Annotated in this window: 12 protein-coding genes; 7 read left to right on the top strand and 5 right to left on the bottom strand. The window is 68.6% G+C overall.

The window, feature by feature from the left end; genetic code table 11:
* Positions 1 to 234: 234 nt before the first annotated feature.
* The 6 genes from rhaI (at position 235) to SPR02S_RS14490 (ending at position 8,110) form a co-directional block, all read left to right on the top strand.
* Positions 235 to 1,395 carry an L-rhamnose isomerase gene (gene rhaI / locus SPR02S_RS14515; RefSeq protein WP_019057698.1) on the top strand — a complete coding sequence of 387 codons (1,161 nt, stop codon included), beginning with the start codon at positions 235 to 237 and terminating at the stop codon, positions 1,393 to 1,395.
* A 139-nt stretch (positions 1,396 to 1,534) separates the two neighbouring features.
* Positions 1,535 to 3,574: a bifunctional rhamnulose-1-phosphate aldolase/short-chain dehydrogenase gene (locus tag SPR02S_RS14510; RefSeq protein WP_026150535.1), complete on the top strand. Its 2,040-nt coding sequence runs from the start codon at positions 1,535 to 1,537 to the stop codon at positions 3,572 to 3,574.
* The gene (locus SPR02S_RS14505; protein WP_019057696.1) at positions 3,571 to 5,037 is read left to right on the top strand and encodes a rhamnulokinase; all 1,467 of its coding nucleotides are present in this window, start codon (positions 3,571 to 3,573) and stop codon (positions 5,035 to 5,037) included. Before SPR02S_RS14510 ends, SPR02S_RS14505 begins: the two co-directional genes overlap by 4 nt.
* 117 nt (positions 5,038 to 5,154) lie before the next feature.
* Entirely contained in the window at positions 5,155 to 5,946 is a 792-nt protein-coding gene (locus SPR02S_RS14500; protein WP_019057695.1) for a (Fe-S)-binding protein, read from the top strand.
* Complete coding sequence (locus tag SPR02S_RS14495) at positions 5,943 to 7,445, top strand: LutB/LldF family L-lactate oxidation iron-sulfur protein (protein WP_019057694.1); 1,503 nt, start codon at positions 5,943 to 5,945, stop codon at positions 7,443 to 7,445. The genes SPR02S_RS14500 and SPR02S_RS14495 overlap by 4 nt, the downstream gene beginning before the upstream one ends.
* Positions 7,442 to 8,110, top strand: a complete 669-nt coding sequence (locus tag SPR02S_RS14490; protein ID WP_019057693.1) for a LutC/YkgG family protein — start codon at positions 7,442 to 7,444, stop codon at positions 8,108 to 8,110. The genes SPR02S_RS14495 and SPR02S_RS14490 overlap by 4 nt, the downstream gene beginning before the upstream one ends.
* Here SPR02S_RS14490 and SPR02S_RS14485 read toward each other — a convergent pair.
* Positions 8,083 to 11,211 carry a family 78 glycoside hydrolase catalytic domain gene (locus tag SPR02S_RS14485; protein WP_019057692.1) on the bottom strand — a complete coding sequence of 1,043 codons (3,129 nt, stop codon included), beginning with the start codon at positions 11,209 to 11,211 and terminating at the stop codon, positions 8,083 to 8,085. The two genes, SPR02S_RS14490 and SPR02S_RS14485, sit on opposite strands and share 28 nt — an antisense overlap.
* 129 nt (positions 11,212 to 11,340) lie before the next feature.
* On the opposite strand from SPR02S_RS14485, the gene SPR02S_RS14480 reads away from it, so the two are divergent.
* Positions 11,341 to 12,495, top strand: a complete 1,155-nt coding sequence (locus SPR02S_RS14480; RefSeq protein ID WP_019057691.1) for a betaine/proline/choline family ABC transporter ATP-binding protein — start codon at positions 11,341 to 11,343, stop codon at positions 12,493 to 12,495.
* Positions 12,496 to 12,510: 15 nt separating this feature from the next.
* On the opposite strand, the gene SPR02S_RS14475 is transcribed toward SPR02S_RS14480, so the two are convergent.
* Genes SPR02S_RS14475 through SPR02S_RS14460 form a run of 4 tightly spaced genes read right to left on the bottom strand, consistent with a single transcriptional unit; the run spans position 12,511 to position 15,458 of the window.
* Positions 12,511 to 13,089, bottom strand: coding sequence for a hypothetical protein (locus SPR02S_RS14475; protein ID WP_026150533.1), 579 nt, complete (start codon positions 13,087 to 13,089; stop codon positions 12,511 to 12,513).
* A 40-nt stretch (positions 13,090 to 13,129) separates the two neighbouring features.
* Positions 13,130 to 14,053, bottom strand: a complete 924-nt coding sequence (locus tag SPR02S_RS14470; protein WP_019057689.1) for an ABC transporter substrate-binding protein — start codon at positions 14,051 to 14,053, stop codon at positions 13,130 to 13,132.
* 56 nt (positions 14,054 to 14,109) lie between these two features.
* Positions 14,110 to 14,781 carry an ABC transporter permease gene (locus tag SPR02S_RS14465; RefSeq protein WP_019057688.1) on the bottom strand — a complete coding sequence of 224 codons (672 nt, stop codon included), beginning with the start codon at positions 14,779 to 14,781 and terminating at the stop codon, positions 14,110 to 14,112.
* Positions 14,778 to 15,458, bottom strand: a complete 681-nt coding sequence (locus SPR02S_RS14460; protein WP_019057687.1) for an ABC transporter permease — start codon at positions 15,456 to 15,458, stop codon at positions 14,778 to 14,780. The genes SPR02S_RS14465 and SPR02S_RS14460 overlap by 4 nt, the downstream gene beginning before the upstream one ends.
* Positions 15,459 to 15,485: the final 27 nt, after the last annotated feature.

The raw sequence follows: 15,485 nt of genomic DNA, 5'->3' as shown, positions 1-15,485 counted from the left end.
AGGCCCTCACAGCGTCGTGAAAGGTTTCAACTTGGTTGCCGGGACGTTAGGCGCGCCAGCCTTGTCACGTCAATGGGTCCGCGTCGAAAAACTTTCGATAGCCAAAGGTCACATTGGAGTCACGGCACACAGGGTTCACCGTAGGGCTTGACACCCCTTCGGGAGGCTCATAACTTCGCTCTCTGAATCGTTTCATACATACGCCGTTCCGTCGCACGTCACAGGAGCCGTCAAGTGACCGATCTCGCCGCGGTGAAGGCCGCTCTCAGGACCCAGGCAGTGGAGACGCCGTCGTGGGCGTACGGGAACTCGGGGACCCGGTTCAAGGTCTTCGCCCAGGAGGGCGTCCCTCGCACTCCGCAGGAGAAGCTGGAGGACGCGGCCAAGGTCCACGAGTTCACCGGCGTGGCGCCGACCGTGGCCCTGCACATCCCGTGGGACCGGGTCGACGACTTCGGGGCGCTGGGGAAGTTCGCGGAGGAGCACGGGCTGAAGCTCGGGGCGATCAACTCGAACACGTTCCAGGACGACGACTATCGGCTCGGGAGTGTGTGTCATCCCGATGCGGAGGTGCGGCGCAAGGCCCTTGATCATCTGCTGGAGTGCGTCGACATCATGGACGCGACGGGCTCCGCCGATCTGAAGCTCTGGTTCGCCGACGGGACGAATTATCCGGGGCAGGATGATCTTTCCGCGCGGCAGGATCGGTTGGGCGAGGCGCTCGCTGCGGTGTACGAGCGGCTTGGGGACGGGCAGCGGATGTTGCTGGAGTACAAGTTCTTCGAGCCGGCGTTTTATGCGACCGATGTGCCGGACTGGGGTACTGCGTATGCGCATTGCTTGAAGCTCGGGCCCAAGGCTCAGGTTGTGGTCGACACGGGGCATCATGCGCCCGGTACCAATATCGAGTTCATCGTCGCCACGTTGTTGCGGGAGGGGAAGCTCGGAGCGTTCGACTTCAACTCTCGGTTCTATGCGGACGATGACCTGATGGTGGGGGCGGCTGATCCGTTTCAGCTGTTCCGGATCATGTATGAGGTGATTCGGGGTGGGGGGTTCACCGCTGATGTCGCCTTCATGCTCGATCAGTGTCACAACATCGAGGCGAAGATTCCGGCGATCATTCGGTCGGTGATGAATGTGCAGGAGGCTACGGCTAAGGCGTTGCTGGTGGACCCCGTGGCGTTGGCTGCTGCGCAGCGTGCCGGGGATGTGCTGGAGGCCAATGCCGTGCTCATGGACGCGTACAACACGGATGTGCGGCCGTTGCTGCGGGAGTTGCGGGAGGAGCAGGGGCTTGCCCCTGACCCGATTGCTGCGTATCGGGCGAGTGGGTGGCAGGAGCGGATTGTTGCTGAGCGGGTTGGGGGGCGGCAGGCGGGGTGGGGGGCGTAAGCGTCTGCCAGGTTCTGTTTGTTGCGGGGTGCGGGCCGTATGTGGCTGGTCGGTCCCACGCGGCGGAGCCGCATATCGATACAGCCCCGCGCCCCTGAAGGTAATGCGCTCGCCCTCTCTCGAAAAGGACTGGAAGTTCATGGCACCGCACCGCGAAGCTGACGCGCTCGTCGCCCGTTCTCATCGGCTCGGCGCCGATCCTCGTAATACCAACTACGCCGGCGGTAATACGTCCGCGAAGGGCACCGACACCGATCCCGTCACCGGCGGGGACGTCGAGTTGATGTGGGTGAAGGGGTCCGGAGGGGATCTCGGGACGCTCACCGAAGGTGGGCTGGCCGTGTTGCGGTTGGATCGGATGCGGGCGTTGATCGACGTGTATCCGGGAGTTGAGCGCGAGGACGAGATGGTTGCCGCGTTCGACTACTGCCTGCATGGGAAGGGGGGTGCGGCGCCCTCGATCGACACCGCTATGCATGGGCTCGTTGACGCCGCTCATGTCGATCATCTGCACCCCGATTCCGGGATCGCGCTCGCCTGTGCCGCCGATGGGGAGAAGCTGACCGGTGAGTGTTTCGGGGACAGCGTGGTGTGGGTGCCCTGGCGGCGGCCCGGGTTTCAGTTGGGGCTGGACATCGCTGCCGTGAAGGCGGCCAATCCGCAGGCCGTTGGGTGTGTGCTTGGGGGGCATGGGATCACCGCTTGGGGTGACACCTCCGAGGAGTGCGAGCGGAATTCGCTGCACATCATTCGTACCGCCGAGGCGTTCCTCGTCGAGCGGGGGAGGTCTGAGCCCTTCGGGCCCGTTGTTGAGGGGTACGGTCCGCTCGGCGACGGTGAGCGGCGGGAACGGGCCGCCGCGCTTGCGCCGTATGTTCGTGCTGTCGCCTCTCAAGACCGGGCGCAGATTGGGCACTTCACCGATTCCGATGTCGTGCTTGATTTTCTCGCGCGGGCCGAGCATCCTCGGCTTGCCGCGCTCGGTACCTCGTGCCCGGACCACTTCTTGCGGACCAAGGTTCGGCCGCTCGTTCTCGATCTGCCGCCCACCGCTCCGCTGGACGAGGCGATCTCGCGGCTGAAGGAGCTGCATGCCGCCTATCGGGAGGAGTACGCCGCCTATTACCAGCGGCACGCTCTGCCCGACTCCCCCGCGATGCGTGGTGCCGATCCGGCGATCGTGTTGATTCCGGGTGTGGGGATGTTCTCCTTCGGCAAGGACAAGCAGACGGCGCGGGTGGCCGGTGAGTTCTACGTCAACGCCATCAATGTGATGCGCGGGGCCGAGGCCGTTTCTACGTACGCGCCGATCGAGGAGTCGGAGAAGTTCCGTATCGAGTACTGGGCGTTGGAGGAGGCCAAGCTTCAGCGGATGCCCAAGCCCAAGCCGCTTGCCACTCGGGTCGCGCTCGTCACCGGTGCGGGGAGTGGGATCGGGAAAGCCATTGCCCGGCGGCTGGTTGATGAAGGGGCCTGTGTTGTCGTTGCGGATCTCAACTCCGATAGCGCGCAGGCCGTTTCGGAGGAACTGGGTGGGCCCGACAAGGCCGTTGCCGTCACCGTTGATGTGACGGACGAGGGGCAGATCGCCGATGCCTTCAAGGCTGCCCTGCTTGCCTTCGGCGGGGTCGATCTCGTCGTCAACAATGCGGGGATCTCCATCTCCAAGCCCCTGTTGGAAACTTCGGCCCGGGACTGGGATCTGCAGCACGACATCATGGCCCGTGGATCGTTCCTCGTCTCGCGTGAGGCCGCCCGGGCGATGATCGCGCAGGGGCTCGGGGGCGACATTCTGTACATCGCTTCCAAGAACGCCGTGTTCGCCGGGCCCAACAACATCGCCTACTCGGCCACCAAAGCCGACCAGGCCCATCAAGTACGGCTGCTCGCCGCCGAGTTGGGTGAGCACGGTATCCGGGTCAACGGGATCAACCCGGACGGTGTCGTGCGTGGCTCGGGCATCTTCGCGGGTGGTTGGGGTGCGCAGCGGGCGGCGACCTATGGGATCGAGGAGGAGAAGCTCGGCGAGTTCTACGCCCAGCGGACCATCCTCAAGCGTGAGGTGCTGCCGGAGCATGTGGCCAACGCCGTCTTCGCCCTCACCGGTGGGGACTTGACGCACACCACCGGGCTGCACGTCCCGGTCGACGCCGGCGTTGCGGCCGCCTTCCTTCGGTGAGCGACGACGTGAAGGCGTATGCCGCGGTCGACCTGGGCGCGTCCAGTGGACGGGTCATGGTCGGCCGTGTCGGGCCCGACTCCCTGGAGTTGGCGGAGGCCCATCGGTTTCCGAACCGGCCTGTTCGTACCTCTGAAGGGCTGCGCTGGGACATCCTCTCGCTGTACGCCGGCGTCCTCGACGGGCTCCAGGCAGCGGGTGCGGTCACCAGTGGGCGGCTCGACTCGGTCGGTATCGACAGTTGGGCCGTGGACTACGGGCTGCTGGACGCGGACGGGGCGTTGCTGGGCAATCCCGTGCACTATCGGGACGCCCGCACGGAGGGGGTCGCCGAGAAGGTGTGGGCCACCGTGCCCGCGAGTGAGTTGTACGCGTCGACCGGGTTGCAGTACGCGCCGTTCAACACGTTGTATCAGCTGACTGCCGCTCGCGACTCCGTCCAACTGGCGCACGCCGAGCGGCTGTTGCTCATCCCCGACCTGCTGTCGTACTGGCTCACCGGCGAGCAGGGCACCGAGCTGACCAACGCCTCCACCACTCAACTCATCGATCCCCGGACGCGCGACTGGGCGTACGACATCGCCTCGCGCCTCGGTGTCGCCCTCGGGCTGTTCGCGCCTCTGCGGCAACCGGGGGATCCCGCGGGGGTGTTGCGGGCCGAGGCACTGGAGGAGGCGGGGCTGAGTGGGCCTGTGCCGGTGACAGTGGTCGGGTCGCATGACACCGCGTCAGCCGTGGCCGCTGTTCCGGCAGTTGAGGAGCGGTTCGCCTATATCTGCACCGGTACCTGGTCGTTGGCCGGGCTGGAGCTCGACGCGCCGGTGCTCAGCGATGCCAGTCGTGCCGCCAACTTCACCAATGAGTTGGGGCTCGACGGCACGGTGCGCTATCTGCGCAACATCATGGGGCTGTGGCTGCTTCAGGAGTGTGTACGGGCCTGGGGCGAACCGGAGTTGGGCGAGTTGCTGCGCGGGGCCGCCCGGGTTCCGGCGCTGCGGTCGGTCGTGGACGCGGGGGACGCGGCGTTTCTGGCGCCGGGGCGGATGCCCGAGCGGATCGCCGACGCCTGTCGCGGCTCCGGGCAGCCGGTGCCGGAGTCCCGGGCGGAGATCACCCGGTGCATTCTCGACTCCCTGGCGCTCGCGCATCGGCGGGCGGTCTGCGATGCCCAGGAACTCGCCGGCCACGGAGTCGATGTGGTGCACATCGTCGGGGGCGGTACCCGTAACGCGCTGTTGTGCCAACTGACCGCCGACGCCTGTGGGTTGCCGGTGGTGGCGGGTCCCACGGAGGCCGCCGCTCTGGGTAACGTGCTCGTCCAGGCCCGGGCCCACGGGCTCGTCGGTGACCTGGCCGGGATGCGGAGGCTGCTCGCCCGTACCCAGCCGTCGACCCGTTACGAACCTCGGGGCGATACCGCCCGGTGGCGGGCGGCGGAGGCCCGGCTCGCCGGCGGGCGGTGAGCCGGGCGCCCCAACACCATGACCTCCGGCTCGCCGCGCGGTGAACCGGGGGCTCCCCGAGACGGTGACCTCCGACTACGCTGCACTCATCCGATGATCGACCACTAAGGAGCCGCGATGCGTGTCGCCCTGTTCCTGACTTGCGTCAACGACACGCTCTATCCCGACACCGGGCGCGCCGTGGTGAAACTGCTGACCAGGCTGGGCGTCGAGGTCGACTTCCCGATGGCCCAGACCTGCTGCGGGCAGGCGCACTACAACACCGGCTACCGCCATGAGGCCGAGCCCCTCGCCCGGCATTTCTCCGATGTATTCGGGGAGTACGAGGCGATCGTCACGCCGTCCGGGTCGTGCGGGGCGATGGTGCGGGAGCTGTATCCGCGGATGGGGGAAAGGGCGCGGGCCGAGGGGCGCGGGGACACTCTCGCGGCCACGTTGGCGCCGGTGGTGCCGAAGACGTACGAGCTGACCGAGTTCCTCGTGGATGTGCTCGGGGTGACGGACGTCGGGGCCTACTACCCGCACAAGGTGACCTATCACCCCACCTGCCACGGGCTGCGCAGTCTCGGGCTCGGTGACCGGCCGCTGAAGCTCCTGCGGGCCGTCAAGGGGCTGGAGTTGGTAGAGCTGCCCGGTGCGGACGAGTGCTGCGGGTTCGGCGGGACGTTCGCCGTGAAGAACGCCGATGTCTCGGCGGCGATGGGCGCCGACAAGGTGCGCAACGCCGAGTCGACGGGCGCCGGGGTGCTGTGCGCGGCGGACAACTCCTGCCTCATGCACATCGGGGGCACGATGGCGCGGCTTCACACCGAGATGCGGCCGGTGCACATCGCGGAGATTCTGGCCGCGACCGAAGGCGCCACGGAAGTCGGCACCCGAGCCGTCACGGAAGAGGAGCCTCGCGCATGAGCGGCACGTTCGTCGGAATGCCCGCGTTTCCCCCGCCCGTCTATCCGGCCTTCCCTGTCGCCGCCCACGAGGCCGTCAACAACCAGACCCTGCGCGGGAATCTGCGCCACGCCACCCACACGATCCGCGCCAAACGGGCCAAGGCCGTGGCGGAGCTGTCCGACTGGGCCGCGTTGCGCGAGGCCGGCAAGCAGATCAAGGACCACACCCTCCGTCATCTCGACCGGTATCTGCTCCAGTTGGAGGAGTCGGTGACAGCGGCGGGCGGCATCGTGCACTGGGCCGCCGACGCGGACGAGGCCAACCGGATCGTCACTCAACTCGTCCAGGAGACGGGCGAGTCGGAGGTCGTCAAGGTCAAGTCGATGGCCACGCAGGAGATCGGGCTGAATGAAGCTCTGGAGGCGGCGGGGATCCGCGCCTACGAGACCGATCTCGCCGAACTCATCGTGCAGTTGGGCAAGGACCGCCCCTCGCACATCCTGGTGCCCGCGATCCACCGCAACCGCGGTGAGATCCGGGAGATCTTCGTCCGTGAGATGAGCGAGTGGGGCCGCCCGGCACCGGAAGGACTGACCGACTCACCCGCCGAACTCGCCGAGGCCGCCCGCCTCCACCTCCGCGAGAAGTTCCTGCGGGCCAAAGTCGGCATCTCCGGCGCCAACTTCATGGTCGCGGACACCGGCACGCTCGTCGTCGTCGAATCGGAGGGCAACGGCCGGATGTGCCTCACCCTCCCCGAGACGCTGATCTCGGTCGTCGGCATCGAGAAGATCGTGCCCACCTGGCAGGACCTGGAGGTGTTCCTGCAGACCCTCCCCCGCTCCTCGACGGCCGAGCGCATGAACCCGTACACCAGCACGTGGACGGGTACGACGGACGGGGACGGGCCGCGCACCTTCCACCTGGTGCTGCTCGACAACGGCCGCACCGACACCCTCGCCGACGAGGTCGGCCGCCAGGCTCTGCGCTGCATCCGCTGCTCGGCCTGCCTGAACGTCTGCCCTGTGTACGAGCGGGCCGGCGGTCACGCCTACGGCTCTGTCTACCCGGGCCCGATCGGCGCGATCCTCAGCCCCCAACTCCGGGGCACGGCAAGCGAGATCGACGCCTCGCTGCCGTACGCCTCGTCGCTGTGCGGTGCCTGCTACGAGGTGTGCCCGGTCGCCATCGACATTCCCGAGGTGCTGGTGCATCTGCGGGAGCGGGTCGTGGAGGGCGGGCCGGTGACCCGCGAGGGCAACAAGGTCGTCCTGCAACCCGCCAAGGGCCATGCCGCCGAGCGCGCGGCGATGCGGGCGGCCCGCTGGACGTTCACCCACCCGGGCGCCCTGCGCACCGGGCAACGGCTCGCGTCCCGCACCCGCCGCTTCCATCCACGGACCCTGCCCGGCCCCGGCAAGGCGTGGAGCGGCACCCGGGATCTGCCGGCCGTGCCCGCGGAGCCGTTCCGCGACTGGTGGCAGCGCACGAACGGTGGAAAGGACGAGGCCAAGTGAGCAGCAGGGAACGGATCTTGGGCCGCGTGGAACGCGCGCTCGCGGACGTGCCGCGGGACGACACGCCCTACGACCAGGCCTTCGCGCGTGGGTATCTGCGCGAGCACGGGGACCGGAGTGTCGAGCAGACGGTGGAGTTGCTCGCCGAGAACCTGGCCGACTACCGGGCGATCGTGCACCGTACGGACCCAGAGGAACTGCCCTACCTCATCATGCGGCTGCTCGCCCAACGGGGACCGCAATATGTCCTGGTGCCCCCGGGGCTGCCGCCGGAGTGGATGTCGGCCGCCGATCCCACCCGCGTCCACGACCGCGCTGTGAGCACGCCGCACGAACTCGACAAGGTCGAGAGTGTGGTCACGGGCTGCGCGATCGCCATCGCCGAGACCGGCACCATCGTCCTGGACGGCGGCCCGGACCAGGGCCGCCGCCGGATCACGCTCGTCCCCGACCACCACATCTGTGTCGTACGGGTGCCGGACCAGGTGGTCTCCTCGGTCCCTCAGGCGCTCCAACGCCTCGACCCGACACGCCCGTTGACCTGGATCTCGGGTCCCTCCGCGACCAGTGACATCGAGCTGGACCGGGTCGAGGGGGTGCACGGTCCGCGCACCCTGGAGGTGGTGCTGGTGAGCGGTCAGGCGAGCGCCGAGGTCAACTCGTAGGTGCCGGACGGCAGTTGGTAGGAGGCGGTGCCGTCCGTGAAGCCGAGGAACTCCACGCCGAGTGCCTCGGCCAGGGGCCTGTTGTTCTCGTGGACAGTCGACGGGTCGGTGGTGGGGATGCGCAGGGTCGCCGTGCTGTTCGCGGGGACGACCGCGCGGTACGTCAACTTCCCTTCCCGTACGGTCCATTCGCTGACGATCTCGCCGTAGGGAGAGACGTATGAGCCGCTCACCCGGGTGATCCTGCCGGTCGGGTCGGGGTGTGGTCGGAGGAGGAAGTGCTTGAAGCCGGGGTGTTCGGGGTCCTTGGCGATGCCGGCCATGCTCTCGTACATCCACTCCATGATCGCGCCGTAGGCATAGTGGTTGAACGAGTTCATGTCGACCGGTCCGAAGCCGTCCTGCTTCGAGTACGAGTTCCAGCGCTCCCAGACCGTGGTGGCGCCGTTGGTCACCGAGTAGAGCCAGGACGGCATCGCGTTCTGGTGGAGGAGGCTGTATGCCAGGTCGACGCGGCCCTCGGCGGTGAGGACGGGGGCGATGACGTTCACGCCGAGGAAGCCCACGGCGAGGGTGTTCTCCGGGTACTCCACGCGGGTGCTGTCGGGGTGGGCGGCCTTGTAGGCCGGGCTGTTGCCGATGTTGTCGGCGAGCAGGGTGACCAGTTGGCGGTGCTGCAACTCGGAGTCGTAGAAGCCGAGTTTGAGGATCCAGAGCAGGGCGGTCTGGGTGTCGTCCTCGGTCTTGCCGGCGCTGTTGCCGGGGGTGTGGGGCGGTGGGTCGCCGAGGCTCGACCGGACGGTGAGCTGTCCGGTGAGGGCGTCGGTGGCGAGGTACTTGGTGATGAAGGCTCGTTTGATGTGGGTGAACAGCCGCTCGTAGGTGGCCGTTTCGGCGGTGCGGCCGGTGGCGCGGGCCATGTCCGCCATGAGGCGGGCGCTGTAGCCGTAGTAGACGTCGCTGATGAGCTGGGTGCTGGTGATCTGGAAGGCGAGCCAGTCGCCGAAGACCGCGCCCTGGCCGGCGTGGGTGTCGCCGGTGCGGTGGTGGATCCAGTCGAGGTACTTGGTCATCGCCGTCCAGCTGCGGTCGATGATCGTGGTGTCGCCGGACATCTGCCACACCGTCCACGGCACGACCACCCCGCAGTCCGCCCAACCGCTCGCCGGCAGCGGCTGGCCGTAGCGGTGGCCGGGGGCGACCCAGGGGAACTGGCCTTTCCCCGCGCCGTAGTTGTGCTGTGAGTCGATCAGTGTGTCCTGGAAGTGGCTGAGGAAGGGGACGGCGTCGGTGTTGAACAGGCCCGTGTTGGCGAAGAGTTGGGTGTCGCCGGTCCAGCCGAGGCGCTCGTCGCGTTGCGGGCAGTCGGTGGGGACCCAGAGGTAGTTGCCGCGCTGACCCCAACGGACGTTGCTGATCAGCTGGTTGACGTCCATGTCGTCGGTGGTGACGGTGCCGAGGTCGCGGAGGGCGGAGGTGGCGACCTTGCCGGTGAGCTCGACGAGAGTCACGGTCTCGGTCGTGGTGACGGAGACATACCGGAAGCCGTAGAACGTCAGCGAGTCCTGGTGGGTCTCTCCGGCCGGGTCGCCCTTGAGGATGTAGGTGCTGGTGGCTTCCGCGGTGCGCAGGTTCGCGCGGTAGACCGAGCCGGCCGGTCCGTCGGCGCCCGCGCTGTCGTCGTTGAGCATCTCCCCCGGTTTGAAGGCGACTTGGGCGCCCGCCGGGCCGCGCAGGGTGTAGCGGGGCACGCCGACGAGGTTCTGGCCGAGGTCGATGACGGCGGTGTCGCCGGGGTGCAGGGTGACGGAGACGGTCGACGCCCGCACGGGGTCGGTGACCGTGCGGGCGGGGTCGACGACGATGCGGCCCTTGCCGTTCGCGCTGCCCGCCTCGCCCGCCATTCCCGTGACGCCGGTGACTCCCGTGTAGACGGTGACGGAATACGGCTTGCGGTCCCACTCGGGCATCAGGCGCGCGCTCTCGCCGGGATAGGCGACCAACTGAGCGTCCGAGAAAGGGCCTTGGGCCTCGACGGCGGACCAGACCGAGGCGTCGAAGCCGTTCGCCGTCCAGCCGGGGAGTTCCTCGCGGGCGTCGTAGAGCTGGCCGTCGTAGAGGTCGTCGGTGCGGTAGGGGCCGGTGTCGGTGGCTCGCCAGTCGTCGCCGGGGGCGGTGACGATCGTCTGGGTGGAGCCGTCGGCGTACCGGATGAGGAGTTTCGCCTTGAGGGCGAGGGAGTTACCGTCGGCCGACCAGTAGACGCTGTTCTCGGAGATGCGGCCGTTGTACCAGCCGTTGCCGAGCACGGCCGCGAGGGTGACCTGTGACGGGTCCGCGAGCAGGTCAGTGACGTCGTAGGTGAAGTAGTTGACGGTGGTGTCGTAGTTGGTCCAGCCGGGGGTCAGCAACTCGTAGGTCGTGCCGTCGCCCTGCGGCACCGGGACGCGTCGGCCGTTGACGTAGGCGTCGTACACACCAAGCGCGGACACGTACAGCCGGGCCCCGCTCACCCGCCCGCCGGTCAGTTCCGCCTGGCGGCGCAGGAGGGGTGCGCCGGCGGTGTTCGGGCATTTGCCCGCCATGCCGATCCACTGGGCGCCGTCCCACCCGGTGACTCCGTCGGTGCTCAGCAGGCCGGTCTCGAAGGAGGCGGTCGGGGCGGCGTGGACGGCGCGGCCGTGTTCGTCCCACACCGTCACCGTCCAGTGGTAGCGGGTCGAGGCGCGCAGTTCGGGGCCGGAGTAGCGCACGGCGACCGAGTCCGACGCGTCGACGCGACCGCTGTCCCAGACGTCGGGGCTGCCGTGGGTCAAGTGCCGGGGCGAGGTGGCGACCTTGATCCGGTACGCCGTCTGGTGCCGGCCCCGCGCGGTGGACGCCATGCGCCAACCGAACCTCGGGTGTGCCGCGTCCATGCCGAGCGGGTCGGTGCGGTGTTCCACGGTCAGGCCCGACACAGTGGTGGTGGCCGATGCGCTGCCCCCGGCGCCGTTCCCTCCCGCCATCGCCGCGGGGACGACGCTCAGGGCCGCCGTGGTGAGCAACGTGCGGCGGCGCAGCCTTCCGTTGCGGGCCGTCGCATCGACTCCGTCATTCATGCCGCTGTCCCTTCGGCCCGCCGGGAGATGTGGGTGCCTCGGATCATTCCAGGGTCCGCACGGCCGCGTCACCAGCCGGTGGGACGCTGTTGAAGGGCGGCGTCGGACCGGCGCCGTTAGCGTGAGGACATGATCCGGTTCGAGCAGGTCAGCAAGCGGTACCCGGACGGTACGACGGCCGTGGACGGCCTGTCCTTCGAGGTGAACGAGGGCGAACTCGTCACGCTGGTGGGCCCGTCCGGCTGCGGCAAGACGACGACCATGATGATGGTCAACCGGCTCATCGAACCCACCTCCGGCCGGATCTTCGTGAACGGCGAGGACATCGCCACCGTCGACCCGGTGCGACTGCGCCGCCGTATCGGATACGTCATCCAGCAGGTGGGCCTCTTCCCGCACCGCACGATCCTCGACAACACAGCGACCGTGCCGTCCCTGGTCGGCTGGAAGCGGGCGAAGGCGCGGGCCCGGGCCGCCGAGCTGCTCGATCTGGTGGGCCTCGACCCGAAGACGTACGGACCGCGCTACCCGGAGCAGCTCTCGGGCGGACAGCGGCAGCGCGTCGGTGTGGCGCGGGCGCTGGCCGCCGATCCGCCGGTGCTGCTGATGGACGAACCGTTCGGCGCGGTCGACCCGGTGGTGCGGGAGCAGTTGCAGGACGAGTTCCTGCGGATGCAGGCCGCCGTGCGCAAGACGGTGCTCCTGGTCACGCACGACATCGAGGAGGCGGTACGGCTCGGCGACCGGATCGCCGTGTACGGACAGGGGCGGATCGAGCAGTACGACACACCCGGCGCGGTGCTCGGCACGCCGGCGACGCCGTATGTCGCCGAGTTCGTGGGCGCGGACCGGGGGCTGAAGCGGTTGTCGGTGACGGAGATCGAGCCCGACGACCTGGAACAGCCGCCGGTCGCCCGCGCGGACGAGTCGGCCCAGCGGGCTGCCGACCGGCTGCGGGTGGAGGGCGCGAGGTGGGCCGTGGTCCTCGACGAGCAGGGTGAGTTGCAGGGCTGGGTCAAGGCCGACGAACTCACCGCGGGCGGCACGGTCGGCGAACTCGCCCACCGGATGAACGCGTGGGTACCGGTGGGCGTCCCCTTGAAGCAGGCGTTCGGCGTGATGCTCCAGCACGACGCCGGGTGGGTCGCCGTACTGGACGGGGCGCGCTTCCTCGGTGTGCTGACTCCGGCGAAACTGCACGAGGCGTTGCGGCGGTCAGTGGACGCGGACGCGCTCGGGGTGCCCCGGGGGCAGGTGGACTTCGACTCGGTGGCGGACGCGTGAGGATCGCTCGGCGGCTCAGGAGTAGGTGAGGGGGCAGCCCTGTCGGAGCGCGTGCTGGGCGGCGCGCAGGTACAGGGCCACGTAGAAGGCCGTGTCCAGGTCCTCGCTCCAGCGGCCGGGCTCGGCAGCGGCCAGCTCCTCCGCCTCGCCCTCCAGGAACCAGAACGTCAGGGCGAGGTTCCCGGACACCTCCGGTATCCCGGCGGGCAGTTCGAGTGCCGCGGCCAGCCGCTCGGCCACGGCGAGCACCTGGGGTGCGCCCGCGATCACCGTCTCGTCCGTGTAGGCGGAGCCGATGGGCAGCCGTATCTCCTCGTCGAGCGAGATCGGCACCAGCACCGACCAATCGCCGATCAACTCCCGCTCGGCAGGCGTCAGTTCGGCACGGCACAACGCGTCGAACCCCTGCATGGACGGGCTCAGCTTCTCCTCGAACGCCGACCCGAAGTCCCGCTCGGGCACGGACGCGTACGACGGCAGTCCGCGCCGGGCCAGCTCCGCGTCGAGGCCCTTGGCGATCGCACCCATTCCCCCTTCCCCCGTGTCCTCACTCAGCCACTCCCCCGCACCGACATCGACCAGATAGACACCCATGCCCGAACGGTACAAGCCGCCACTGACAATCCCCCTGGCCTCACTTCAGCAGGCCCTTCTCCTTCAGATACGTCCGCGCCACGTCCTGCGCCAACCTCCGCCAGCTGTCGACCTGTTGGTTCATGGAGGCGAGGTCGGCCGTAGTAAGGACGCCATTGAGTTCCCCCAGCGCCTTGGTCACCCCCGTACTCCCCGCCCGGGAACGGTTGACGACCGGGACGACGTAGTCGGCGTTCTGGAGGTGCTTGTCGTCGGCGAGGAGGACCAGGCCGAACTGGTCGAGCGTGGCGTCGGTGGTCGTGGTCAGCACCATCTGGTCCTGGCCGTTCTGCACCGCGCTCTTCGCCTGTGTCGTGCCGACGCCCTTCGGGTCGACGGCGGTGATGTCGATGCCGTAGGTCTTCTTCAACCCCGGTTCGCAGTACGGCCGTTGCACACACTCGTCGCCCGCGGCGAGCCGCACCTTCAGTCCCGAGGCTCCCAGGTCGCTGAGGGTCTTGAGGTGATGCTCGTTGGCGTACGAGCGGGCCACGGCGAAGGCGTTCTGGTCGACGGCCTTGCCGGGGTCGAGGACCGTGAGGCCCCGGGGTGTGGCCAGTTCGCGCAGTGCCTTCATCGTGGTGGCGAGGTCGGGCGAGCCGACGGCCGGTGCGTCGGCGCCGTTGGTCTTGGCGTTGAGCCAGTCGGCGAAGGTGGCCGCGTACTCGGGTACGACGTCGATCTGCCCTGCTTCCAGGGCGGGTTCGTAGAGTTCGCGGTTGGCGACGGTGAGCAGGGAGGTCTGGTAGCCGGCCTGCTTCAGCAGGAGCGAGTACATCTGGGCGAGCAGGTCGCTCTCGGTGAATCCGGCCGAGCCGATGGTCAGGTGGTGGCTGTCGCCGGGCGATGCGGTGACGGCGCTCTGGTTCTCCAGGGACGGCCCGGTCGAACAGCCGGTGACCAGAAGCAGCGCGGCCACCGCCATGCGTCGAAGTCGTAGTCGCAGTCGCAGTCGCAGTCGCAGTCGCAGTCGCAGTCGCATCATCGTGCTCTCCCCGCCCACCGGGGTGCCAGCCGTTCGGCGACCTCGAAGACGCCCTCGACGAGCAGTGCGAACACGGCGACGAGCACTGCCCCGGCCACCACCTGTGCGGTGTTGGCGAGGTTGAAGCCGGCGGTGATGATGCGGCCGAGTCCGCCGCCGCCCGCGAGTGCGGCGATCGTGGCGGTCGCGACGAGTTGGACGGCCGCGATCCGGACGCCGTTCATCAACAGCGGGAGGGAGAGCGGCAGTTCGACGCGGAACAACATTTGACGGCCCGTCATCCCCATACCGCGCGCGGCCCGCACCACATCGCGGTCGACCTCGCGCATGCCGACGTACGCGTTGGTGAGCAGCGGCGGTACGGCGAACAGGACGAGGGCGACGACCGTGGGCCCCTCGCCCCACTTGCCGATCGGGGTCAGGAGCAGCAGGACCAGCACGGCGAAAGTGGGCACCGCGCGGCCGATGTTGGAGATGTTGACGGCGAGCGCGCCACCCTTGCCGAGGTGGCCCAGGACGAGGGCGATCGGCAGCGCGATCAGGCAACTGATGACCAGGCAGACGACCGTGAGCACGAGGTGCTGGGCGAGCCGGTGCCAAATCCCGTCGTCGCCCGACCAGTGGGCGGAGTCGGTGAGCCAGTGCCAGGCGTCGGTCAGGGTGTTCATCCGCGCACCGCCCTGGTCCAGGGGGTGATGAGCCGTTGTACGAGCAGGAGGAGCAGGTCGGCCAGGATCGCGATCACCACGCAGAGCACGGACGCGGTGAGCACCTGGGCCTTGAAGTAGGTGTTCATGCCCGCGTAGATGAGGTTGCCGAGTCCCCCGAAGCCGACGATCGCACCGACCGTGACCAGCGAGACCGCCGAGACGGTGGCGATGCGCAGGCCGGCCATCGCGGCGGGCAGGGCAAGGGGCAGTTCCACGGTGAGCAGGAGGCGGATCGGGCCGTAACCCATGCCGCGTGCGGCCTGTCGGGTCTCCTCGGGTACGGCGCGCAAGCCGGCCAGGATGTTCCGGACGAGCAGGGTGAGTGAGTAGAGGACGAGTCCGGCGACGACGAGGGTGGCCGAGAGGCCGTAGACGGGCAGGAGCAGCGAGAACATCGCCAGGGACGGGATCGTGTAGAGGATCGTCGTCACCGCGAGAACCGGTCCCGCCGCCCAGCCCCAGCGGCGGGCCACCACCGCGAGCGGGAGGGCGATGGCCAGGCCGATGAGCACCGAGATCGCGGTCAGTTGCAGATGCTGGACGACCGCGTCGAGGAGGATGTGGCGGCGGGTGCTCAGGTACTCGCCGCAGATCCACTCGTTACGGGCGAGGCAGTCGTCCGGGGGCGCGGTCACAGGTCCATTGCATCGGGCGGGCCCAGT

Origin of the sequence: Streptomyces prunicolor NBRC 13075 (genome assembly GCF_000367365.1) — a bacterium.
Taxonomy (GTDB): Bacteria; Actinomycetota; Actinomycetes; order Streptomycetales; family Streptomycetaceae; genus Streptomyces; species Streptomyces prunicolor.
Note: the sequence above shows the minus strand (reverse complement) of the source record. Positions and strands in the feature narration are given on the sequence as shown.

Excerpts from the sequence above, each read along its gene's own strand:
- SPR02S_RS14465 (WP_019057688.1), bottom strand. The coding sequence starts at position 14,781 with ATGAACACCCTGACCGACGCCTGGCACTGGCTCACCGACTCCGCCCAC.
- SPR02S_RS14470 (WP_019057689.1), bottom strand. The coding sequence starts at position 14,053 with ATGGCGGTGGCCGCGCTGCTTCTGGTCACCGGCTGTTCGACCGGGCCG.
- SPR02S_RS14500 (WP_019057695.1), top strand. The coding sequence starts at position 5,155 with ATGCGTGTCGCCCTGTTCCTGACTTGCGTCAACGACACGCTCTATCCC.
- SPR02S_RS14475 (WP_026150533.1), bottom strand. The coding sequence starts at position 13,089 with ATGGGTGTCTATCTGGTCGATGTCGGTGCGGGGGAGTGGCTGAGTGAG.
- SPR02S_RS14510 (WP_026150535.1), top strand. The coding sequence starts at position 1,535 with ATGGCACCGCACCGCGAAGCTGACGCGCTCGTCGCCCGTTCTCATCGG.
- SPR02S_RS14495 (WP_019057694.1), top strand. The coding sequence starts at position 5,943 with ATGAGCGGCACGTTCGTCGGAATGCCCGCGTTTCCCCCGCCCGTCTAT.
- SPR02S_RS14485 (WP_019057692.1), bottom strand. The coding sequence starts at position 11,211 with ATGAATGACGGAGTCGATGCGACGGCCCGCAACGGAAGGCTGCGCCGC.
- SPR02S_RS14480 (WP_019057691.1), top strand. The coding sequence starts at position 11,341 with ATGATCCGGTTCGAGCAGGTCAGCAAGCGGTACCCGGACGGTACGACG.